Here is a 20,616-nt window from a genome sequence, read left to right as displayed (position 1 = left end):
CATCGGGGTCGTGGAGGTCCACGAGGGGCCGAGCCGGAAGTGGTCCATGGACGTCACTCCGGCACGAACACCGGCCGTTCGATGCCGTCGTGGGCGGCGATCGCCGCCATCGTGTCGCGGTACTCGGCGCGGTCGAGCGTTCCGGTCATCCGGCGGTACACGGCCTCGCGTTCGATGTCGGCGAGCCGGCGGCTGCGGCCGGAGTCCCCGCCCTCGGCCCGCGCCGAGCGGAGCTGCCGGGCGATGAGCATCACGTAGAGCGCGGCCAGGACGCCGGCCACCACCATCGTCGCGATCACGCGCGCCACTGTAGCGGCCCGGCCCGGCCCGGGCGGGACGGTCGGGTTCACGTCGCCACCGGGTCCGCGCCGGTGCCGGCGTGGCCTGCGGCGAGCTTCGTGGCGGACCGTTCGGCGGCGTCCATCGCCGCGTTCGTCGTGGTGCGCAGGCCGAGCAGGGTGGTCAGGACGAGCACGCCCATGACGGCGAACACCGAACGCACCCCGAACGCCTCGGCGAGCAGGCCGCCGGTCGCGGCGCCGAGCGGCATCGTGCCCCAGGCGACCAGGCGGTAGCAGCTGTTGACCCGCCCGAGCAGCCGGTCCGGGGTGATCGACTGGCGCAGCGACACCATGACGACGTTCGCGATCACGATCCCGGCGCCGCCGACGACGAACGCCGCGCCCAAGACGAACGGGTTCGCCGTCAGGGCCGGCACGCCGACCATCGCGACGGTGACCAGGGCGACGGCGAGCGCGCGGGCCCGCCCGAGCCGGCGTACGACGGGCCCGGCGGCCAGCGAGCCGAGGAGGCTGCCGCCGGCGAGGGACGTGAGGAGCCAGCCGTACTGCGGGGCGGACAACCCCATCGCCGAACCCGGCCCGACCGCGTACACGACGAGCACCGCGAAGGCGGCGTTCGACGCGAAGTTCGAGACGCCGACCATCGCCGCGAACGTCCGCAGGATGCGCTGCCGCCACAGCCAGCGGACGCCCTCCGCGATCTCCGCCCGGAGGCTGCCGCCGTCGGCCGCCGTCCGGGCGACGCGGAACGAGCCGCGCATCGGCAGCAGGGCGGCGGCCGCGGCCAGCCACAGCCCGGTCGCGCCCAGGAACGGGGCCGCGGCGCCCGCCACGACCAGCGCGCCGGCGAGCGGGGGACCGGCGAACTGGTTCGCGGTGAGCTCGGCCGCGTACAGCCGGGCGTTCGCGGCGGGCAGCCGCTCCCGGCTGACGACCTGCGGGACGATCGACTGCGCCGCGGTGTCGTGGACGGTCTCGGCGATGCCGACGCAGAACGCGACGAGGTACAGCAGCCAGATCGTCGCGACGCCGGCGAACAGGCCGCCGACCAGCGCGGCCAGCAGGACGGCGCGCAGCACGTTGGCGCCGGCCATCGCGCGGCGCCGGTCGATCCGGTCGACGAACGCGCCGGCCGGCAGCGCGAACAGCAGCCACGGCAGCGTGACCGCGAAGGCGAGCCCGGCCACGAGGGCGGGCGACCGCGTGACACCGACCGCGACCAGCGGCAACGCCACCTTGAGCACTCCGTCGGCCAGCCCGGACAGGGCGGCGGCACTCCACACGAGTCGATACGCGTGCCTCATACTGATGGAAAATACTCCATCGATGTGAAGATTTTCCATCGGTACCGTATGATGAGGCGTGAGCGAAGCACCTCGACGCCGTCCGGCGACCGCCCAGGAGGCCAAGGCGCTGGGTCATCCGCTGCGGCTGCGCATCCTGCGGCTGTGTCAGGGCCGCGAGCTGACGAACAAGCAGCTCGCGGACCGTCTCGGCCGCGATCCCGGCACGGTGCTCTACCACGTGAAGATGCTGGCGGCGGCCGGCCTGCTGGAGGCGGCGCCGGCGCGTTCGGGGGAGAGCGGCGCGTTGGAGAAGCCGTACCGCTCGACGGGCATGACCTGGTGGCTCGACGGCCCGCTGGTGGACGCGGATCCGGACACGGCGTACGCGCCGGTGGCCGCCTTCACGGACGAGCTGCGCGAGGCCGGCCCGGCATCGGTGCGCTTGTATGAACGGTTCAGCCTGCACCTGTCGCCCGAGGAGGTGGCCGAGCTGGACCGGCGGATCCTGGCGGTGCTGGACGAGTACGTGGCTACCGACCACGAGCGCCTGGACCGCCCGGCCTTGGGCGGCATCTTCCTCCTGCACCACCTCCCCGACTGACCGCGCGCTGGCGATGCCTGCAAACTAGGTTCCTAGGAAGCTTGAGGCGGTGTGGCGGGGCGCGTGGCTGGCGGTGTGGCGGCCCGTGGGCTCTCATGATCCATGGAGCGATCTGGTTGCCATGGCAGCCGGAAGTCTCCATCGATCATGGGGCGCGCCGCATCGGACGCGAGGCGCGGGGCGCGCCGGGGCTCGGGCGCTGGGCGCGAGGATGTCCGCGGTGCGATCGGCGCATTGCCGGGCGGCGGCGCCGGCGGCCCAGGCAGAGGGTTCGTGATCGCGGAAGTTCGTGTGTCGCCGGCGACGGGAAACGTCCGTGATCATGGCGGAGGAGTGGTGTCGCTCGCTGTTTCGGGGCGCCCTCTCCCGTCGGCCAGCGAAGTTAGGTTAGTCTTCCCTGACTTTGGCCCGGATGATCGACGTCTGGGCAGGGTCGTACGGCGCGGGGCGAGTGCCGGTGAACGTCGAGGAGGACTGCGCGATGCCGACCGGCCCGACGACTGGGGCGGGGGTTCTGCGGCGGGCGCTCCGGAGGAACACCCGGCGGCTCGGGCTCGGGACGCTGCTCATCTGTGCGCACCAGCTCTGTGAGGCCGCCGTCCCCATCCTCATCGGGGTCGGGATCGATCGGGCCGTCGCGCCCGGGGACGCTGTTGCCCTCGTCGTCTGGGTGGCGGCGCTCGGGGTGCTGTTCACCGGGCTGACCATGGCGTACCGGTTCGGGGCCCGGCAGCTCATGCACGCCATCGCCGACGAGGCGTACCTGCTGCGGGACGAGCTGGCCGCGAAGATTCTCCATCCGCGGGGGATCCGGACCGAGCTGCGGGCCGGGGAGCTGCTCACCGTTGCCTCCACCGACGCTGACAACGTCTCGTACCTGCTCGACTACGTGCCGCGGATCGCCGGAGCGCTCACCGCCACCGTCGTGAGCGGGGTGGTGCTCGTCGCGGTCGACTGGCGGCTCGGGGTGGCCGTGCTCGTCGGGACGCCCGTGGTGCTGGCCGGGTTGCAGCTCGCGGCGCCGCGGATCGCTCGGCGGGTCGAGGCACAGCAGGAACTGGCCGGGCGGGCGGCCGCGCTCGCCACCGATCTCGTCACCGGGATCCGGCCCATCAAGGGGATCGGGGCCGAACGTGCGGCGGCCAGGCGGTACCACCTGGTCAGCCGGGCCTCATTGCACGCCTCGCTGCGCGCCGCTCGGACCCAGGGGACCTACCTCGCCGCGTCCGCGGCGGCCAGTGGGCTGCTCGCCTGCGGGGTGGCGGTGCTCGCCGGGTGGTTCGCGCTGACCGGGCGGATCAGTGTCGGGGAGCTCATCGCCGTGATCGGGCTGGCGCAGTTCCTCATGGAGCCGCTCGGGCTGCTCGCCATCATCCCCAGCTGGGTGGCCGAGGCCCGCGGGTCCGGCGAGCGGGTCGCGCTGGTGCTCGGGGCCGAGCCCGTCCTGCCGGCGGGGACCCGGGAGGGTACCCGGAAGGCGACCCTGACGATCGAGCAGCTGCGGCACCAGTCGCTCGACGGGCTCGACCTGACGGTCGGCGACGGGGAGTTCGTCGGGGTCGCCGTGTACCGGCCCGGGGACGCCGACGCGCTCATGCAGGTGCTGGCCGGGCGGGCGGCGCCCGGGGAGTACGGCGGGCGGGTGCTCCTCGGGGGCGTCGCGCTGCCCGACCTCGACCTGGCCCACGCGCGCGCGACGCTGCTCGTGGAGCCGCACAACACCGATCTGTTCGCCGGTACCGTCGCGGAAAACCTCGACCCGGGAGGCCGCGCCGACGGGGACGCGGTGGGCGCCGCGGTCCGGGCGGCCGCGGCCGACGAGGTGGTCGGCGACCATGACGCCGTCGACGAGCGGGGGGCCGGGCTCTCCGGCGGGCAGCGGCAGCGGCTCGCGCTCGCCCGGGCGCTGCTGGCCCGGCCGCCGGTGCTGGTGCTGCACGACCCGACGACGGCGGTGGACGCGGTGACCGAGCAGTCGATCGCGCGCGGGGTGCGGGCGCTGCGCGCCGGGTTGACGACGCTGGTGGTGACCAGCAGCCCGGCGCTGCTCTCGGTCGCCGACCGGGTCGTGGTTGTCGACGCCGGGCGGGCGAGCGCCGAGGGCACGCACGAGACGCTCGGGGCGGCCGACGCCACCTACCGTGCGGCGGTGCTGCGATGACGCTGCCCGTTGCGACCGGGGGCGAGGCCTGGCGCTGGCTGCGCCGCGAGCTGGGCCGGCGCCGGCTCGAGGTGGCCGCGACCGTCGGGGTCGGGCTGCTCGGCGCGGCCGCGTCGGTCGTGCCGGTCAACGCGCTCGGCGTGCTCGTCGACCGGGTCCGCGCCGGCGCGCCGGCCGGGACGCTCGCCGGGATCGGGGCGGTCATCGGCGTCGCGGCGCTGGTGGCGGGGGCGACGACGGGCCTGGCCGCGTACCTCGTCGCGCGCGCCGGCGGCCGCATCCTGGCCGAGCTGCGCGAGGCGACCGTCGAGCGGGCGCTGCGCCTGCCGACCGCGACCCTGGACCGTGCCGGCCGCGGCGAGCTGCTGTCCCGCGTCGGGCCGGACGTGGCGGCGGTCGGCCGGGTGGTGTCGGAGATCCTGCCGACGATGATTTCCTCGGTACTGCTGGCAATCCTGAGCCTGGCCGCGATGACCGGCATCGACTGGCGCCTCGGGCTGGCCGGCGCGGTGGCCCTCCCGTTGTACGCGATCGGCCTGCGCTGGTACCTGCCCCGCTCCGCCCCCGTCTACCGGGCCGAGCGGGAGGCGATCGCCGACCGGTCCCGCCTGCTGGTGGAGAGCATGCTCGGCCGGCCGACCGTGCACGCGTACCGCCTGGAGGAGCGCCACCTGCGCGGCATCGACGGCGCCTCGGCCCGCGCACGTGATCTCGCGGTCGGCGTGTTCCGGCTGTTCACGCGGCTCGTCGGGCGGGTCAACCGGGCCGAGTTCGTGGGCGTGGCGGCGATCGTCGTCGTCGGCTGGTTCCTGGTGCGGGCCGGTCACGTCACGGTCGGCCAGACGGCGGCCGCGGCGGTGCTGTTCCACCGGTTGTTCAACCCGATCGGCGGGCTGCTGTTCAGCTTCGCGGAGATCCAGGCGGCCGGCGCGGCCCTGTCCCGGCTCGTGGGCGTGGTGACGATCCCGCGGGAGGACGGCGAGCCGGCAACGGCCGTACCGGAGGGGCCGGACCTGGTCCTCGACGGCGTCCGGTTCGGCTACGACGGCGGCGACGTCCTGCACGGCGTGACGGTCCGGGTCGAGCCGGGCACCCGCGTGGCCCTCGTCGGCTCGTCCGGCGCGGGCAAGACGACCCTGGCCGCGCTCGCCGCCGGCCTGCTGCGGCCCCGGGAGGGCACGGTCAGCGTCGGCGGCGTGGTCCGGGACCTCGACGGCCTGCGCGCCTGCACGGCGATCGTCACGCAGGAGACGCACGTGTTCGCCGGCCCGCTGGTCGAGGACCTGCGGCTGGCCCGGCCGGACGCCACCGAGGCGGAGGTGGAGGCGGCCCTGGAGCGGATCGGCGCGCTCGGCTGGGTGCGGGCGCTGCCCGAGGGCCTGGCGACCGTGGTGGGGGAGGGCGGTCACGCGCTGACGGCCGCGCAGGCCCAGCAGCTGGCCCTGGCCCGGGTGGTGCTCGCCGACCCGCCGGTGGCGATCCTCGACGAGGCCACCGCCGAGGCCGGCAGCCTGGGCGCCCGCGACCTGGAGCGCTCGGCGTTCGCCGCGACGGAGGGCCGCACGACGCTGGTCGTGGCGCACCGGCTCACCCAGGCCGCGGCCGCGGACCGGATCGTGGTCCTGGACGGCGGCAAGGTCGTGGAGGAGGGCGACCACGCCGAGCTGGTCGCCGCGGGCGGCGCGTACGCCCGGCTGTGGCAGGCGTGGGAGGCCCGCACCGCCGGTCCGCTATGAGGGCGGGTGGAGCCGGAGGATGCGGTCGTCGGTGTTCTCCGGCTCGCCGCGGCCGTCGCGGTTGGAGGTCAACACCCACAGCGAGCCGTCGGGGGCGGCCGCGACGTGCCGGATCCGCCCGTACCGGCCGGCCAGCAGGACCTGCGGGTCGCCGCCGTCGAGGCCCAGGCGGTACACCTTCTGCCCGCGCAGGCAGGCCAGGTACGCCCGTCCGCCGGCGATGGCCAGGCCGCTCGGCGACGCGTCGTTCGTGGTGAAGGTGGCGACCGGCTCGACGTACCGGGCGTCGTCGCCCTTGCCCTCGACCTCGGGCCAGCCGTAGTTGCGGCCCGGCTCGATCCGGTTGAGCTCGTCGTAGCGGTTCTGGCCGAACTCGGTCGCGTACATCCGGCCGTCGGCGTCCCAGGCCAGGCCCTGCACGTTGCGGTGGCCCATCGTCCACACCGGACTGTCGCCGAACGGGTTGCCCGGCGCCGGCCGGCCCTCGGGCGTGACCCGCAGGATCTTGCCGCCGAGGTTGGCGCGGTCCTGGGCCCGGTCCGACTGGGCGGCGTCGCCCGTGCCGACATAGAGCATCCCGTCGGGTCCGAACGCGATCCGTCCGCCGTTGTGGTTGCCGGCCTTCGGGATGCCGGTGAGGATCGGCTGCGGCGGCTCGCCCAGTCGCATGCGGGCCACGCGGTTGTCGTTCTCGGCGGTGTAGTAGACGTAGACCCAGTCGTCGCGCACGGCGATGCCGAGCAGCCCGCCCTCGCCCCGCGGCCGGGCCTCGGCGATCCGCTGCACCTCGGTCACCGTCCCGCCCGGTGTGACCTTGCGGATGCGCGCGCTGTCGCGCTCGGTGACCAGCGCCGACCCGTCCGGCAGGAACGCGACGCCCCACGGCGCCTCCAGCCGGCTGGCGAGCACCTCGACGTCGGCCGCGACGGTCGGCGCGTCCCGGACGGTCGGGTCGGCGAACCACCCCCGCCACCAGGCGACCGCGCCGATCCCGGCGACCACGACGAGCACGACCCCGCTGACGATCCACCACCGGCGCATGCTCCCAAGCATGCAGGAGTCCGGTGCTGGCACGAAATAGCGTTGCCCGGGTTGGGTGGGGGCGCGTACCTTGGTTGGTGTACGGCGAGAGCCCAAGCTTCGAAGGAGCAGACCGATGACGACGTGGACCGCCACCCAACCCCGGCTGCTGCCGGCGTTCGGTGCCGCGCTGCCCACGGCCGCGGCGCTCCGACCGAAGCATTTCGCCCCGGGACGGCGTCGAGGATAAGCGTTTCCGCTTCCCTCGACCGCCCGCTCCCTGACTGGGAACCGGGCGGTTCTTCTTTTCCCTGCAGGGACGGCACTTCGCCGGTCCCGCGAGCAGACGCGCCTTCGTTCGTTGACAAGTCCACAGTGGATGCAGCGTTCAGATCGGGAACGACCGGCTCGGTGACCGGACCTGGCCTGGGACCAGGAAGTGCGGGGTTCGACTCCCCGGTTCCCGACTGTGTGCCTCGCGCCGCCGGCGCGAGGCGATGGGGTTGTAGCTCAGTTGGTAGAGCATCGGCTCGGCAGACCGAAGGCCGGGGTTCAATTCCCCGCGACTCCACGATTCCCTTGCCCCGCAAGCTCAGCAGGCAGCAGCACCCGGAGGTTGCCCGTTCGATCCGGGCGCGGGGCACGACAGAACGGTGGTGGGAGCTCGGCTAACGGCAGGCCACCAGAGTGTGCAGCGCTGTCTTGCAAACAGCGCCCGTTCGGTTCGATACCGAGGTTGTCCATCCATGCCCGTCTGGCCCAACGGAAGAGGCGCCGCGCTCAGATCGCGGAGGTTCAGGGTTCGAATCCCTGGTCGGGTACGCAGTACGACGCCCCTGTAGCTCAACGGATGAGCAGCAGTTTACGAAACTGTGGGTATGCGAGTTCGACTCTCGCCAGGGGTACGCACGCGCCGTTAGCTCAGTCGGGTCAGAGCGGCTGGCTCTTAACCAGCGGGTCCGGGGTTCGAATCCCTGACGGCGCACGGTGTTCATGGTGTACGGGTTGTGCACGCCAGATTGTGGCTCTGGAGGTTCGGGTTCGACTCCCGGTGATCACCCTTCCGCGGACGCTGTCATCCACTGTGGACACCGGCACCGAACGGGAACAGCACCGTCGCGCCGTCCGGGGTGCGGATCGTCACCGGGAGGCGGCCCCGCGCCGGGGCCGCGCCCGTCAGGACGTCCGCCAGGGCGGTCAGCGACGGGGGCTGGTAGCCGTACGTTGCCAGGTACACCGGGGCCGACGGGAAGTACGCAATATCGTACGGGCCGCCGACCGACGCCACCACCACCGGCCGGCCGGTCGCCAGCAGGGCCGCGACCAGGCGTTGCTGCGTGGCGTCCGACCACGCGTTGGACGTCGTCACGACCGTCGCGTCGACCGTCGCGGACGCCGCCACGGCCTGGGCGATCACGGCGTCCGACGGGGAGCCGGTGTAGAGGCGGGTTGCCGCCAGGCCGCGGGCCGTCAGGGCCGTCGTCAGGGTCTGCGTCGTGGAAACGCCCCAGCCGGTGACCAGGACCGAGCCCGAGCGCAGGGGGAGCGGGGCACCGGTGCGCAGGGCCGTGATCGAGCCGGCCGCCGCGCCGGCCATCGTCGCGAGTGCGGCGGGGGTGCCGACGACGGGCGCCGGGACGTACCGGTGCTGCCACAGGCCCAGGTCCTGCTTCATGCGGAGGATCCGGCGCACCGACCGGTCGATCCGCGCCTCGGACAGCGTGCCGGCGCGGACGGCGTCGAGGACGGCCTGGTAGGCGGCCGGCAGGTCGCGGGGCATGAGGAGCTGGTCGACGCCGGCGTCGAGCGCCTGCAGCACGATCTGCTCGGTGGTCAGGTCCGCGAGGGCGGCCGCGTCGAGGGCGTCGGTGACGACCACGCCGTCGAAGTGGAGGCGGTCGCGCAGCAGGCCGGTGACGATCGGCTTCGAGAGGCTGGCCGGGCGGCCGGACGGGTCGAGCGACGGCGCCACGATGTGGGCCGTCATGATGCTCGGCACGCCGGCGGCGATCGCGGCCTGGAACGGCGGGACGTGGGTGGCCAGGATCTCGGCGCGTGACTCGTTGGTGACGGCGACGCCGTTGTCGGTGTTCACCGTCGTGTCGCCGAGGCCGGGGAAGTGCTTGGCCTGGGCGCCGATCCCGGCCAGCCGGTAGCCGCCGGCGGCTGCCGCCCCGAACAGCGCGACCTGCGCGGTGCGGTCGCCGAACGCCCGCGGGCCGTCGGCGGTGTTCCGCGGGTTGGTGTTCACGTCCACGACGGGGGCGTCGACCATGTTGATGCCGAGCGCGCGCAGTTCGGTACCGCTGACTCGGGCGACCCTCGAAGCCTGGAGCGGGTCGAAGGTGGCGCCGACCGCCATGTTGCCGGGGGAGACCGCGAGCGGGGCGCCGATCCGGTTGACGACCCCGCCCTCCTGGTCGGTGCTGATGAGCAGCGGCACGGAAGCGGCGCGCTGCAGGCCGTTGGACAGCTCGGCGATCTGGGCCGGCGTGCCCAGGTTGCGGCTCCAGCTGAAGTAGATCACGCCCCCGAGGTGGTACCGGGCGACGGCTGCGGCGCCGGTGTCGACGCCGAGGGCGGCCTGGTTCGCCGCGACGTCGGCCGCTTCGGTGCTGCTGGCGCCGGCCCCGTAGACGTAGGTGACGAACAGCTGCCCGACCTTCTCTTCGAGCGTCATGCCGCGCAGCGGGTCGGCGGCGGAGGCCGGCGCGGGCCAGCCCGCCAGGACGGTGACCAGGGCCGCGGAAAACGCCACAAATCGCCGGAAGTGCATGGCATCCACCCTCCATCCATCGACGAGCGTTGTCAACGTAGGTTGGCGGGATGTTCAGCGTTCCGCTTGCCGAAGGCGCCGAGCTGCGGCCGTTGGAGCCGTGGCAGGCCGGGGAGTTCCTGGCCCACATGGACCGGGCCCGCGCCGTGGTCGACCCGTGGATCCCGTGGGCCGGGCGGAGCACCGACCTGGAGACGACCCGGCTGACCCTCCAGCGGTATGCGGACCTGCAGGCGCGGGACGCGGGCCGGCTCTTCGGCATCTGGCTGGACGGGACGCTGGTCGGCGGCACGATGTTCGTCTCGTTCGACGCCGAGGGCGGCGTGGCCGAGGTCGGCGTCTGGCTGGAGCCGGCCGCGCAGGGCCGCGGCCTGATCACCGCCGCCGTGCGGGTGCTGATCGACTGGGCCTTCCGGGTCCGGGGGCTGCACCGCATCGAGTGGCACTGCCGCACCGACAACGTGGCCAGCTCGAACGTCGCCCGGCGCCTCGGCATGCGCCTCGACGGCGTGTTGCGGGAGTCGTACCTCTACAGGGACGTCCGCCACGACACGCAGATCTGGTCGATCCTGGCGACCGACTAGCCCTGCGGCGGCCAGCCGGAGGCGTTGAGGCGGCGCAGCCGCTCGACCTTCTCGGTGATGTCCGCGGTGATCTCCTCCGGGTCGCGCCCCTCGTCGAGGGCGGCCTGCCGGGCGCCGCGCAGCGCGTCGTGCAGCAGGTTCACCACCCGGTCCTCCGGGGCGTCGGGCTCCGGCGGCGAGGGCGGCTCGGGTAACGGCATGGTGGACCTCCGGGGCGTTTCTGGTACCGCCCAATACTGACGGACCGTCGCCCGGCCGACCACCGCACCGGCCGGTCGGGTGGCCGACCCTGCCCGGGTGGCGGCGAGAACGGCACCGTTGTGCCGTGCCGTCCGGTTCGCCTTGCCTCCAAGATGGCGTACGCGGAGTCCGCATGCCGTTACGGAGAGGGGACCGGGATGCCGCCGCGCGGTGACGAGGCAGCGATCGTCGAGGTCCGGGAGCTGAGCCGGCACGGCCGGCTCAGCGGCACGATCGCGGAGCACACGGGCGCACAGCGGCGGCGGCTCATCGGCGCCGTCTACACGATCGCGATGCCGGTCGTGTTCACGCGCGTGACCCGGCGCATGGAGCTGCGGCGCGGCCACCACGCCTGCGCGACCTCGGTCCGGCACCTGACCGACGACTGCATGGACCGCTTCGAGGACGACATGGAGGCGGTCGTCCTCGACGTCGAGCGGCGGGCGACGCTGCCGATCCGCGACCTGGAGGCGTGGATCGCGAGCCGGGTCGGCCAGGCGACCGTCGACGGGTACCGGCGGCGGCGCGGCGCGGTCGGCGCGCTGCAGCGGCCCCGGCTGCCGCGCTGGCTCGGCGAGGAGCTGGCCGGCGATCGCTGGCTGTGCGAGCTGGCCCTGAAGATCCTGTCCTGGGCGGGCAGCCCGGCGACGGCCGGCACCGAGCTGTGGCCGACCGAGGCGTGGCGGGTGGCGCGGGCCGAGTTCCGCGACGACCGGCAGGGCGCCGGCATCCGCGGCGACATCGCGGCCGTGCTGGCGGCGATGCGCACGCGGCCGGACTGGTTCGCCGCGTACGTCGAGGGGCCGCTCGGCTACAAGCAGACGCCGGTCGCGTGGCTGCTGGAGGACGACCGGGGCCACCCGGCCGAGCATGCGGCGTTCACGTTCGTCGACCGCGACGAGCAGGACGACGCGCAGCTGCGCGTGCTGGCCTACCAGGCGTTCGAGGCGATCCGGCTGCGGATCGGCCGGGGCGAGGCGGCGCACGCCGTGGTGGTCGACGTGATCGGCACGATGTTCGGCGGGACCGCCGCCGGCCCGGCCGACGACCGCCCGCTGGCGGCGATGCGCGACGATCCGGTCGAGCGTAACCGGATCGTGGCCGCCGTCCTCACGTTGCTCGACGAGCCCGGGGCGTTCTGAACCGGCGAGACCATCCGCCACCGGTCCCGGCGACCGGGCGCCGCTCGGCCCAGGCGCCGGCGAACATCGCGGCCCGGCTCACGGGCGGGCTCGCGCCGCGGCGGCCGGGCGGGCTCGCCGGCTGAACAGCCGGTTGGCCGCGTCGAGCAGCTGCTCGCGCAGCGTGTCGTCGTCGAGGTGCTCCAGGGCCGCGTCGATGCCGGCGACGATGAGCCCGCCGCTGATCATCGAGGCGGCGACGCTGGTCGCGGTGTCCGGGTCGGGCCCGGTGATCAGCTCGCGGATCCGCAGCATCGACACCATCGCCGGGTGGCTGGTGACGATCTGCTGGACGACCGGGTCGAAGCGCATGACCGCGGCCACCCGGCGGTGCGCCACGACCAGGTCGACGACGCCCCGCAGCGCGACGTCCCGCCGGGCGGCCGGGGTGCGCCGGGCCTGGGCCGCGTCGGCGATGCTCGCGAGCGCGTCCAGGGCGGGGCCGATGACCGCGAGGACGATCTCCTCCTTGGTCGGGAACTGGTGGTAGACGGCCGCCTTCGTCACGCCCAGCCGGTCGGCGATCATCTGCAGCGACGTGCCGCTGACGCCGTGCTCGGCGAACAGGTCGAGGGCGGCGTCGAGGAGCCGTTGCCGTGCGCTCATGCGTCCATCCTGCCCTTGCCTCTGGGTAGCCGATCGGCTAGCTTACCTGCCTAGCCGATCGGCTAGGCACTGGAGGTGGGAGCGGTGGACGAACGCTGGGACCGCGAGGTCGACGTGCTGGTGGTCGGCACCGGCGCGGCCGGGATGACCGCGGCGATCACCGCCGCCGACGCCGGCCGCACGGTGCTGCTCGTCGAGAGCACGGACAAGTGGGGCGGCACGACCGCGCTCAGCGGCGGCGGCCTGTGGATGCCGACCAACCCGCTCATGGCGAAGCTCGGCCTTGACGACTCGGTCGACAAGGCCCTCACCTACCTGCAGGCCGCGATCGGCGAGGCCGGCCCGGCCAGCTCGCCGCAGCGCCGGCGCGCCTTCGTGGAGACGGTCCCCGAGGTGTACCGCTTCCTGGAGCGCCTCGGCGTGCGCTGGACGGCGGCCAAGGACTACCCCGACTACTACCCCGACCGGCCGGGCGGCATGACCGGCCGGGGCATCGAGGCCGAGCCGTTCGACACCCGCAAGCTCGGCGACCGCTTCGCCACCTTCCGCGGCCGGGAGAGCATCCCGGCGCCGCTGAAGACCGACGACGTGTGGCTGCTGTCGCGGGCCTGGTCGACGCCGTCGGGCTTCCTGCGCGGTGCCCGCTTCGTGCTCCGCACGCTGGGCGGGCTGGTCACCGGCAAGCGGCTGTTCGGCATCGGCGGCGCGCTGACCGCGAACCTGATGGCGATCCTCATCCGCCAGCGGGTCGAGCTGCTCCTGGAGACCCCGCTGCGCTCGCTGGTCCTCGACGAGTCCGGGGCGGTCACCGGCGCCGTCGTCGGCGACCTGCGGGTGCGGGCCACCGGGGGCGTGATCCTGGCCGCCGGCGGGTTCGCCCGCAACACCGAGTGGCGCCAGAAGTACCACGGGATCCCCGGCTACACGTCGGCCGCGCCCGGCGACCTCGGCGAGGTGATCGGCATCGCCGAGGCGGCCGGCGCCCGGCTGGAGCTCATGGACGACGCCTGGTGGGGGCTGTCGGTGCCGACCGCCGACCATGGCGCCCAGTTCGTGCTCTCCGAGCGCTCGATGCCCTTCGGGATCATCGTCGACGGCAACGGCGAGCGGTACCTCAACGAGTCCGCCAGCTACATCGACGTCGGCCACGCGATGCTGGAGCGCGGGGCGGGTGCGATCCCGAGCTGGCTCGTGGTGGACGCCCGGCACCGCCGGCGGTACCTCTTCAACGCCTTCCTGCAGGGCACCAAGAAGCTGCGGGCGGCCGGCATCGTCCGCTCGGCGAAGACGCTCGACGAGCTGGCGGCCGCGCTCGACATCGACCCGGTGACGCTGCGCGCCACCGTCGCGCGGTTCAACGGCTTCGCCCGCCGCGGCGTGGACGAGGACTTCGGCCGGGGCCGGACCGTCTACGACAACTACTACGGCGACCCGCGCGTCAAGCCCAACCCCAACCTGGGCCCCCTGGAGAAGGGCCCGTTCACGGCGGTCCAGCTCGTGCCGGGCGACCTGGGCACCAAGGGCGGCCTGCTGACCGACGCCGACGCGCGGGTGCTGCGCGGCGACGGCTCGGCCGTCGAGGGCCTGTACGCCGCCGGCAACACCACCGCGTCGGTCATGGGCCGCACGTACCCGGGCCCGGGCTCGACGATCGCGCCAGCCGTCGTCTTCGGCTACCGGGCCGGCCGCGCGGCGAGCCGCCGCATAGAACCCGCCTGACCATCCGCCGGGTCCGTTCCCGCTCGCTCCGGATTGTTGACAATAGTGTCAGAACACTGCGAGACTGGCCGTCGTCAGCACCGTTTGCCTCGGAGAACGCATGCCCGACCCGTCCGCACCACCGCGCCGGCGCGCGCCCGGCGCCTCGGCCGCGGAGGCGCGCGAGCTGCTGCGCGCCGCGATCCTCGGCGGCGAGTACCTGCCCGGCGAGCGCCTCGTCGAGGCCCAGCTGTGCGAGCGGTTCGGGGTCAGCCGGTTCAACATCCGCACCGCCCTGCAGGAGCTGGCGGCCGACGGCCTGGTCGAGGTCCAGCGCAACAAGGGCGCCCAGGTCCGGAAGGTGTCGCTCGGCGAGGCGGTCGAGATCACCGAGGTCCGCATGGTGCTGGAGGGGCTCGTCGCCGCGAAGGCCGCGATCCTGGTCACCGACGAGCAGGCGAGCGAGCTCGACGAGATCGGCCTGCTGATGCGGCGCGCGGTGGCGGCGGGGGAGTTCCGGCGGTACAGCGACCTCAACCAACGCCTGCACGCCCTCATCCGCACCATCGCCGGCCACCGCACCGCGGACGGCATCATCGAGACCCTGCGCGGCCAGCTGGTCCGCCACCAGTTCATGCTGTCGCTGCACCCGGGCCGCCCGCTGGTCTCCCTGCCCCAGCACGAGCGCATCATCGAGGCGATCCGCGAGCGCGACCCGAAGGCCGCCGAGTCCGCGATGCGCGACCACATCGCGAGCGTCATCGAGGCGCTGCGCGGCATCGACACCCCGGGCCTGCGATGACCACGGTCGCCGTGCTCGGCCTCGGTGAGGCCGGCGGCCACATCGCGCGCGACCTGGTGCGGGCGGGCGCAACGGTCCGCGGCTACGACCCGCGCGTCACCGCCCCCGACGGCGTCCTCAACGCACCCGACGCGACCGAGGCCTGCCGCGGCGCGAGCCTGGTGCTGAGCGTCAACAGCGCCGCCGACGCGCTGGACGCCCTGGCGCAGGGGCTGCCGGGCTGCGCACCGGGCACGGTCTGGGCCGACCTGAACACCGCCGCCCCGGCGGTCAAGGAGGCCGTCCACGCGGCGGCCGGCCACCGGGCCGTGGTGGCCGACGTGGCGCTGATGGCCCCGGTCCCGCCGAAGGGCCTGTATACGGCGATGACCGCGAGCGGCCCGGGGGCGGAACCGTTCGCCGCGGCCGTGCGGGCGTTCGGTGCCGCGGTCGACGTCCTGCCGGGCCCGGTGGGCGTCGCCGCGACCCGCAAGCTGCTGCGCAGCGTCTTCTACAAGGGCCTGGCGGCGGCCGTGATCGAGGCGCTGACGGCGGCTCGCGCCGCGGGCCTGGAGGACTGGCTGGCGGCCAACATCACGGAGGAGCTGACCCGCGCCGACGCGGCGACGCTGGACCGCCTGGTGACCGGCTCCAAGGCCCACGCCGTCCGCCGCACGCACGAGATGGAGGCGGCGGGCGAGCTGCTCGACGGCCTGGGCGTCCCGGCGCGGGTGACCGACGCGAGCCGCGACTGGCTCAAGGACCTGGCTGATCCGCCGGCGCACCGGAACCGGATCGACTGACTAACATGCGGGGGTGACGAGCACCCCTCGGGAGGCGGAGGCGCGCCTCGGTCCGATCGGCGCGCTGCTGTGCCGACTGGCGTTCCTGGCCATCTGCCTGCCCGGGCCGGTCCTGCTCGCCGCCGCCGTGACGCTGGACCCGGCCCGGTCGCCCGCGGACTTCTGGGGCCTGCTCGCCGGTGGCGTGCTGGTGACGATCGCCGGTGTCGGGTTCGGCGTCTTCGGCTTGCGTCTGGTCACCCGCTCGCGCCGCGACGGGCGCCGGCTGTCCGCCGCCGGTGTCGCCGCGACGGCGGAGATCCTGGCGGTGGCGCACCATCTGGGCGGCGAGGATCCCGGGCTGGAACTCCACCTGCGGATCAGCGGGCCCGGATTCGCCGCGTTCGAGGCGGACACGATCCGCGCCGACGACCCGGCGCTGGTGCCCGGCGCGTTGCTCGCCGCCGTCGTCGACCCCGTTGATCGTCTCTTCTCGATCACGTAGCGCGAGCGTCGTGGTCCGAGCCTCGGCGTGGCTCAGCCGGTGCTGGTGAACCGCCGTTCGTGGTGGATCAGCGCCGGGCCGTCCGGGCCCGGGACGACGTCGGTGACCTGGGCGACGACGAGCGTGGAGGCGCCGACGGCCACGCGGTGCAGCGGGACGCACCGCAGGGCCGCGGGGGCGCCGGCGAGGCCCGGCTCGCCGGTCGGCAGCGTGATCCACCCCTGGCCGGCGGTGAACCGGGGGGCGCCGTTGCGGGCGAAGTCGCTGGCCAGCCCGGCGTGGGCCGCCCCGAGGAGGTTGACGACCACGCTCGATGCCGCCGCGATGACCAGGGCCGAGGGGGAGTCCATGACGGAGAACGACAACGCGGGCGGCGCGACGGAGACGGACGCGACGCTGGACGCCGTCAGGCCGACCGGGCCGTCCGGGCCGTGGGCGGTGATGATCGCCACGCCGGTGGGGTAGCCGCGGAACGCGGTCCGGAAGAGCTCCGCGAGCTCGGTACCGGCAATGATCGTCACGACCCCGAGCCTAGAACCTGAACCAATGTTGAGGTCAAGTCCGCGTTGACATGTGACCAAATGGTCACCTATTTTCGAACGCATGACCACCGCTGTGAACGTCCGGCCGTCCGTCGCCACGCGGCCGTTGCTGCTCGCCGGGGCCGTCGCCGGTCCGTTGTTCCTCGTCGTCGTGCTGATCCAGGCGTACACGCGCGACGGCTTCGACCCCGCCCGGCACCCGCTCAGCTCGCTGGCCCTCGGCCCCATGGGCTGGGTGCAGGTCGCCAACTTCATCGCCTGCGGGCTGCTCGGCCTGGCCGGCGCAGTCGGGCTCCATCGTGCGCTGGGCGGCTGGGGACCGGTCCTCGTCGGTGGCGGCGGCGCCGGGCTGCTGGTGGCCGGGCTCTTCCGGACCGACCCGGTCAACGGATACCCGGCCGGCGCCGCCGACACCGTCACCTGGCACGGCACCGTCCACTCGATGGGGCCGGCCGTCGCCGGGCTCACCGGTCTGGTCGCGTTCGTGGTGTTCGCCCGCCGGTTCGCCCGCCGTCAGGAGCGCGGCTGGCTCGCCTGGACCGTCGTGGCGCCGGTCGCGGTGCTGGCCGCCGACGTGGCCGCCTTCGCCGCCGGCGACTTCCGGCTGCTGGTGGTCGCTCAGGCGGTCGCGACGGCCTGGACGACCACGCTGTACGGCAAGATGCTCCGATGACCCTCAGCTACGAATGGCGCGGCGACTTCGGCGACCCCGAGGTCGCCGCGCTGCACGCCGGGTCGTTCGGGCCGGGAGGCCGCGACGCCTGGCGGGAGCGGCTCGAACGCCACGCCCTCGGCTGGGTCTGCGCCCGCGACGACGGCGAGCTCGTCGGCTTCGTGGTCGTCGCCTGGGACGGCGGCGCCCACGCCTTCGTCCTCGACACGATGGTTGCGCCGCAGGCCCGCCGGCAGGGCATCGGCGCCCGCCTGGTCGCCTGCGCCACCGAGCAGGCCGAGGCCGCCGGCTGCGACTGGCTCCACGTCGACTTCGAGCCCCACCTGCGCGACTTCTACCTGAAGGCCGGGGGATTCGCCCCCACCGACGCCGGCGTCAGGTCCCTCCGGGCACCGTGACCGCGGCGGGCGGTGCGCCGGCCACGGACAGCCGGCACGCCGGCGTCTGCGCGCGGTCGTGCTCCCCCGGATTGACGGCCATCGTAGAAGCGGGGGTGATGCGCTGCGGTACCCTACCCAGTCAGACCGGGTGAGACCGGGGAAACGGGGGAGTCGTGAGCGCGGGAGGCTTGCTGGATCCGGACGGCGCGATGGAGCAGGTCGCGGAGTGGCGCGGCCGCATCGAACGCATGGCCGCCGAGACCCAGGCGATGAGCGACCGGCTGCAGGAGCTGCGGATGAGCGCCGCCGATCCCAACGGGCTCTGCGAGGTGACCGTCGATGCCAGCGGGGCGCTTGTCGACCTGCGGCTCGGGCAGCGCATCCAGCGGGTCGCGCCCGACGTCGTCGCCCGCACGATCATGAGCACCATGCGGGAGGCCAAGGCGCGGCTGGCCGAGCGGTCCAGGGAGGTCATCGAGGAGACCATGCCCGGATCACCGACCGGGCGGGCCATCGCCGAGCGGGTCCGGGAGCGGCTGAACGAGCCGGGCCCGGCGCCGGACCACACGTCGGACCAGGGGCCGGACCAGCCGCGGGACCGGTGGTGACGGCATGGCCGACGGCATGCGGGTCGACACGGCCGAGATCCGGGCGCACGCCGGCAAGATCGAGGACCTGGTCGCGCGGTTCCACGCGGTGAAGACCGCCAGCGCGCACATCCAGCAGGACGACCGGGCCTACGGGCTGCTGTGCGGGTGGATCGCCGCGATCCTGGAGAGCCGGCACGCGAAGCAGGACGAGCTGATCGCGTACGTGCAGGAGAACCTCATGCTCGTCCTGCAGGGCCTGGACACGACCGCCAACGCCTACGACGCCGTCGAGAGCGACAACGGCGACATGATGAACAAGTACGGCAAGTCATGACCGACGGCTCCCTGATCGCCCCGGTCGAGTCGACCCGCCGTGCGTGGACCGGCTCGTCGATGGGCGAGAGCATCCAGGGCCTGGTCGACGCGATCCACAGCAAGGGCTGGGTCGACGACGTGCTGGCCGGCGCCGGCCTCGGGCTCGAGGTCGCCTCCACCGTCATGGACCCGTTCAGCGCGCTGCTGGCCAACGGCCTCGGCTGGGCGATGGAGTACTTCGAGCCGCTCCGCGAGATGCTCGACCAGCTCACCGGCATGCCCGACGTGGTCCGCTCGCACGCCGCGACCTGGAACAACATGGCCGACGAGCTGTACCGGATGGGCGAGGACCTGCAGCGGGCACTCGGCGCCGACATGCCGAGCTGGCACGGCGAGGCCTCCGACGCGTACCACGGGCTGATGCTCAACAACGTCGACGCGCTCAGCGGGCTCGGTGCCGTCTCGGTCTGCATGGCCGAGGCCACCTACGCCGCCGGCGAGCTGGTGCAGTTCACCCGCGAGCTCGTCCGGGACCTCATCGCCGACCTGGTGGCCCGGGTGATCGTGTGGGCCGTCGAGGCGATCTTCGTCGTCACCATCCCGGTGATCGCGGCGCAGATCGTCGCCGCCGTCCTCAAGTGGGCCGGGCGCATCCTGTCGTACATCTCCGCGCTGATCATGAGCCTCACCAACCTGACCAAGCTGCTGAACGGCTAGGGCGATGGGCAGACCACACGGACCGACCACGACCGGTGGCGGGGGCACGCACCCGCACGGCGGCGACGGCGACGGCGCCGACACCACCCACGGCGGTGACGGCGGCGACTCGCCCAGGCGGGTCCGGCCCGCCGACGCGCAGACCGTCACCCAGGCGCAGGAGACGACCGGTCAGGCGGCCCAGGCCGGCCGGCCGCCGCTCGCGCTGCCGCCCGGCACCACCTCCCGCACGCGCAGCCAGGTCCTCAACACGAAGGACTACCGGGAGCGCTGGCGGCGCGGCGAGGAGTGGGTCCGCGAGCTGTGGGGCGGCGACCCCGAGCAGCACTACCCGGTGGACATGAACGACGACCCGGACTTCCCGGTCACCACGCCCGGCGGCCGCTACGTCGACGTCCCGGTCCACGTCAACGGGCAGACGATCGCGGTCGAGGTGAAGACCTACGGGCCGTACCGCACGGTCGAGGTCGACGGCCAGGACGTCACCGTCAAGGTGGAGGTGCCGCTCAGCGACAAGATCAAGGAGCAGATCAACAAGGACGTCGCCTTGCGCAACGCCGATCCGACCTATGATCCGCGCTGGGTGTTCGTGGGTGCCCCACCGTCGCCCGAGCTCCTGAGATATCTCAACAGCGCTGGTATTATCGCCAATATTCATGGCTGAATGATGGGAATTGCATGAGCGAGAACGCGGCTCAGGCCCGCGAGGATCTGCCGGTCTGGGCGAGCGAGTCTCATCAGAACTTCGAGGCCCTGGTGCGCGGGCTGGACGCCCCGGCCCAGGCCGTCGCCGCCGACCCGTTCGTCCTGGTGCCCTATCTCCAGGCATACGTGTCGGGGCTGCCGCTGAGCGAGTTCCAGCAGGACGACTGGGTCACGCTGCACACCGACCTCGGCTCGTTCGTCGCCGAGTACATGATCGTGAAGCACGGCGCCCGCTGGGCGATCCGCGACGCGCCGCGCTCGCCGCGCGGCTTCCGCTACGTGATCGAGACCGCCAGCGGGTTCGTCGACCCGTTCGCGGTGGTGGCGACCGAGTTCCGCGCGCTCCCCATCGAGATCACCCGCATGATCGCCAGCGCCGAGCTCACCACCGGCGTCATCCGCCAGCGCGACGAGTGACGCCGGCGCACCGCCGGC

22 protein-coding genes, 5 tRNA genes and 1 pseudogene are annotated in these 20,616 nt (G+C 73.7%); 21 read left to right on the top strand and 7 right to left on the bottom strand.

Translation table 11 applies throughout. From position 1 onward, the window contains the following. Positions 1–53: 53 nt before the first annotated feature. The gene (locus tag IEZ31_RS11595; protein WP_190249794.1) at positions 54–299 is read right to left on the bottom strand and encodes a hypothetical protein; all 246 of its coding nucleotides are present in this window, start codon (positions 297–299) and stop codon (positions 54–56) included. Positions 300–346: 47 nt separating this feature from the next. Next, a pseudogene (locus IEZ31_RS11590) lies at positions 347–1,591 on the bottom strand (MFS transporter); the annotation flags it as partial. A gap of 73 nt (positions 1,592–1,664) precedes the next feature. Between IEZ31_RS11590 and IEZ31_RS11585 the strand changes: the two are divergent. From IEZ31_RS11585 to IEZ31_RS11575, 3 genes are all read left to right on the top strand, one after another. Beyond that, complete coding sequence (locus IEZ31_RS11585) at positions 1,665–2,189, top strand: winged helix-turn-helix domain-containing protein (RefSeq protein ID WP_190249792.1); 525 nt, start codon at positions 1,665–1,667, stop codon at positions 2,187–2,189. Between the two features lie 412 nt (positions 2,190–2,601). Next, positions 2,602–4,350, top strand: coding sequence for an ABC transporter transmembrane domain-containing protein (locus IEZ31_RS11580; protein WP_229834726.1), 1,749 nt, complete (start codon positions 2,602–2,604; stop codon positions 4,348–4,350). Further along, a complete protein-coding gene (locus IEZ31_RS11575; RefSeq protein WP_190249791.1) occupies positions 4,347–6,086 on the top strand; it encodes an ABC transporter ATP-binding protein in 1,740 nt (579 codons plus the stop codon). Before IEZ31_RS11580 ends, IEZ31_RS11575 begins: the two co-directional genes overlap by 4 nt. Here IEZ31_RS11575 and IEZ31_RS11570 read toward each other — a convergent pair. Continuing rightward, positions 6,081–7,127 (bottom strand): PQQ-dependent sugar dehydrogenase, encoded by a 1,047-nt coding sequence (locus tag IEZ31_RS11570; protein ID WP_229834722.1) that lies wholly within the window; start codon positions 7,125–7,127, stop codon positions 6,081–6,083. The two genes, IEZ31_RS11575 and IEZ31_RS11570, sit on opposite strands and share 6 nt — an antisense overlap. 478 nt (positions 7,128–7,605) lie before the next feature. Between IEZ31_RS11570 and IEZ31_RS11565 the strand changes: the two genes are divergently transcribed. The 5 genes from IEZ31_RS11565 to IEZ31_RS11545 all read left to right on the top strand — a co-directional run bounded on the left by IEZ31_RS11565 (position 7,606) and on the right by IEZ31_RS11545 (position 8,167). After that, positions 7,606–7,677, top strand: a tRNA-OTHER gene (locus tag IEZ31_RS11565). A 177-nt stretch (positions 7,678–7,854) separates the two neighbouring features. Further along, positions 7,855–7,927 (top strand) — tRNA-Leu (locus IEZ31_RS11560). An 11-nt stretch (positions 7,928–7,938) separates the two neighbouring features. Then, positions 7,939–8,011 (top strand) — tRNA-Arg (locus IEZ31_RS11555). A gap of 5 nt (positions 8,012–8,016) precedes the next feature. Continuing rightward, a tRNA-Lys gene (locus tag IEZ31_RS11550) sits at positions 8,017–8,091 on the top strand. A 1-nt stretch (position 8,092) separates the two neighbouring features. Continuing rightward, a tRNA-His gene (locus IEZ31_RS11545) sits at positions 8,093–8,167 on the top strand. 14 nt (positions 8,168–8,181) lie between these two features. Here the strand turns inward: IEZ31_RS11545 and IEZ31_RS11540 are convergent. Continuing rightward, positions 8,182–9,882 (bottom strand): glycoside hydrolase family 3 protein, encoded by a 1,701-nt coding sequence (locus IEZ31_RS11540; protein ID WP_190249789.1) that lies wholly within the window; start codon positions 9,880–9,882, stop codon positions 8,182–8,184. A 50-nt stretch (positions 9,883–9,932) separates the two neighbouring features. Between IEZ31_RS11540 and IEZ31_RS11535 the strand changes: the two genes are divergently transcribed. Next, positions 9,933–10,466: a GNAT family N-acetyltransferase gene (locus tag IEZ31_RS11535; protein WP_190249788.1), complete on the top strand. Its 534-nt coding sequence runs from the start codon at positions 9,933–9,935 to the stop codon at positions 10,464–10,466. On the opposite strand, the gene IEZ31_RS11530 is transcribed toward IEZ31_RS11535, so the two are convergent. Then, positions 10,463–10,666 (bottom strand): hypothetical protein, encoded by a 204-nt coding sequence (locus tag IEZ31_RS11530; RefSeq protein WP_190249787.1) that lies wholly within the window; start codon positions 10,664–10,666, stop codon positions 10,463–10,465. The genes IEZ31_RS11535 and IEZ31_RS11530 overlap by 4 nt on opposite strands. Before the next feature lie 198 nt (positions 10,667–10,864). On the opposite strand from IEZ31_RS11530, the gene IEZ31_RS11525 reads away from it, so the two are divergent. Beyond that, on the top strand, positions 10,865–11,848 hold the full coding sequence (locus IEZ31_RS11525; protein ID WP_190249786.1) for a hypothetical protein: 984 nt from the start codon (positions 10,865–10,867) through the stop codon (positions 11,846–11,848). 78 nt (positions 11,849–11,926) lie between these two features. On the opposite strand, the gene IEZ31_RS11520 is transcribed toward IEZ31_RS11525, so the two are convergent. After that, positions 11,927–12,493, bottom strand: a complete 567-nt coding sequence (locus tag IEZ31_RS11520) for a TetR/AcrR family transcriptional regulator (protein ID WP_190249785.1) — start codon at positions 12,491–12,493, stop codon at positions 11,927–11,929. Between the two features lie 84 nt (positions 12,494–12,577). On the opposite strand from IEZ31_RS11520, the gene IEZ31_RS11515 reads away from it, so the two are divergent. From IEZ31_RS11515 to IEZ31_RS11500, 4 genes are all read left to right on the top strand, one after another. Beyond that, positions 12,578–14,212, top strand: coding sequence for an FAD-dependent oxidoreductase (locus IEZ31_RS11515; RefSeq protein WP_190249784.1), 1,635 nt, complete (start codon positions 12,578–12,580; stop codon positions 14,210–14,212). A 100-nt stretch (positions 14,213–14,312) separates the two neighbouring features. Further along, positions 14,313–14,993 carry a GntR family transcriptional regulator gene (locus tag IEZ31_RS11510; protein ID WP_190249783.1) on the top strand — a complete coding sequence of 227 codons (681 nt, stop codon included), beginning with the start codon at positions 14,313–14,315 and terminating at the stop codon, positions 14,991–14,993. Then, positions 14,990–15,775: an NAD(P)-dependent oxidoreductase gene (locus tag IEZ31_RS11505; protein WP_190249782.1), complete on the top strand. Its 786-nt coding sequence runs from the start codon at positions 14,990–14,992 to the stop codon at positions 15,773–15,775. The genes IEZ31_RS11510 and IEZ31_RS11505 overlap by 4 nt, the downstream gene beginning before the upstream one ends. A gap of 13 nt (positions 15,776–15,788) precedes the next feature. Beyond that, a complete protein-coding gene (locus IEZ31_RS11500; RefSeq protein ID WP_190249781.1) occupies positions 15,789–16,259 on the top strand; it encodes a hypothetical protein in 471 nt (156 codons plus the stop codon). Positions 16,260–16,291: 32 nt separating this feature from the next. Here the strand turns inward: IEZ31_RS11500 and IEZ31_RS11495 are convergent, their stop codons facing one another. After that, positions 16,292–16,780 carry a flavin reductase family protein gene (locus IEZ31_RS11495; protein ID WP_229834720.1) on the bottom strand — a complete coding sequence of 163 codons (489 nt, stop codon included), beginning with the start codon at positions 16,778–16,780 and terminating at the stop codon, positions 16,292–16,294. 82 nt (positions 16,781–16,862) lie between these two features. On the opposite strand from IEZ31_RS11495, the gene IEZ31_RS11490 reads away from it, so the two are divergent. The 7 genes from IEZ31_RS11490 (at position 16,863) to IEZ31_RS11460 (ending at position 20,598) form a co-directional block, all read left to right on the top strand. After that, a complete protein-coding gene (locus IEZ31_RS11490; RefSeq protein WP_190249780.1) occupies positions 16,863–17,474 on the top strand; it encodes a DUF998 domain-containing protein in 612 nt (203 codons plus the stop codon). Then, positions 17,471–17,872: a GNAT family N-acetyltransferase gene (locus IEZ31_RS11485; protein ID WP_190249779.1), complete on the top strand. Its 402-nt coding sequence runs from the start codon at positions 17,471–17,473 to the stop codon at positions 17,870–17,872. Before IEZ31_RS11490 ends, IEZ31_RS11485 begins: the two co-directional genes overlap by 4 nt. Positions 17,873–18,027: 155 nt before the next feature. Next, a complete protein-coding gene (locus IEZ31_RS11480; RefSeq protein ID WP_229834716.1) occupies positions 18,028–18,462 on the top strand; it encodes a YbaB/EbfC family nucleoid-associated protein in 435 nt (144 codons plus the stop codon). A gap of 4 nt (positions 18,463–18,466) precedes the next feature. Next, positions 18,467–18,778 carry a type VII secretion target gene (locus tag IEZ31_RS11475; protein ID WP_190249778.1) on the top strand — a complete coding sequence of 104 codons (312 nt, stop codon included), beginning with the start codon at positions 18,467–18,469 and terminating at the stop codon, positions 18,776–18,778. Continuing rightward, on the top strand, positions 18,775–19,476 hold the full coding sequence (locus IEZ31_RS11470) for a WXG100 family type VII secretion target (protein WP_190249777.1): 702 nt from the start codon (positions 18,775–18,777) through the stop codon (positions 19,474–19,476). Before IEZ31_RS11475 ends, IEZ31_RS11470 begins: the two co-directional genes overlap by 4 nt. Positions 19,477–19,480: 4 nt before the next feature. Further along, positions 19,481–20,140, top strand: a complete 660-nt coding sequence (locus tag IEZ31_RS11465) for a hypothetical protein (protein ID WP_190249776.1) — start codon at positions 19,481–19,483, stop codon at positions 20,138–20,140. Between the two features lie 14 nt (positions 20,141–20,154). Next, positions 20,155–20,598 (top strand): hypothetical protein, encoded by a 444-nt coding sequence (locus IEZ31_RS11460; protein WP_229834714.1) that lies wholly within the window; start codon positions 20,155–20,157, stop codon positions 20,596–20,598. Positions 20,599–20,616: the final 18 nt, after the last annotated feature.

The sequence above is a fragment of the Dactylosporangium sucinum genome (assembly GCF_014647515.1).
GTDB classification, from domain to species: Bacteria; Actinomycetota; Actinomycetes; order Mycobacteriales; family Micromonosporaceae; genus Dactylosporangium; species Dactylosporangium sucinum.
The sequence above is the reverse complement of the archived record's forward strand: the minus strand, read 5'-3'. Positions and strand labels throughout refer to the sequence as shown.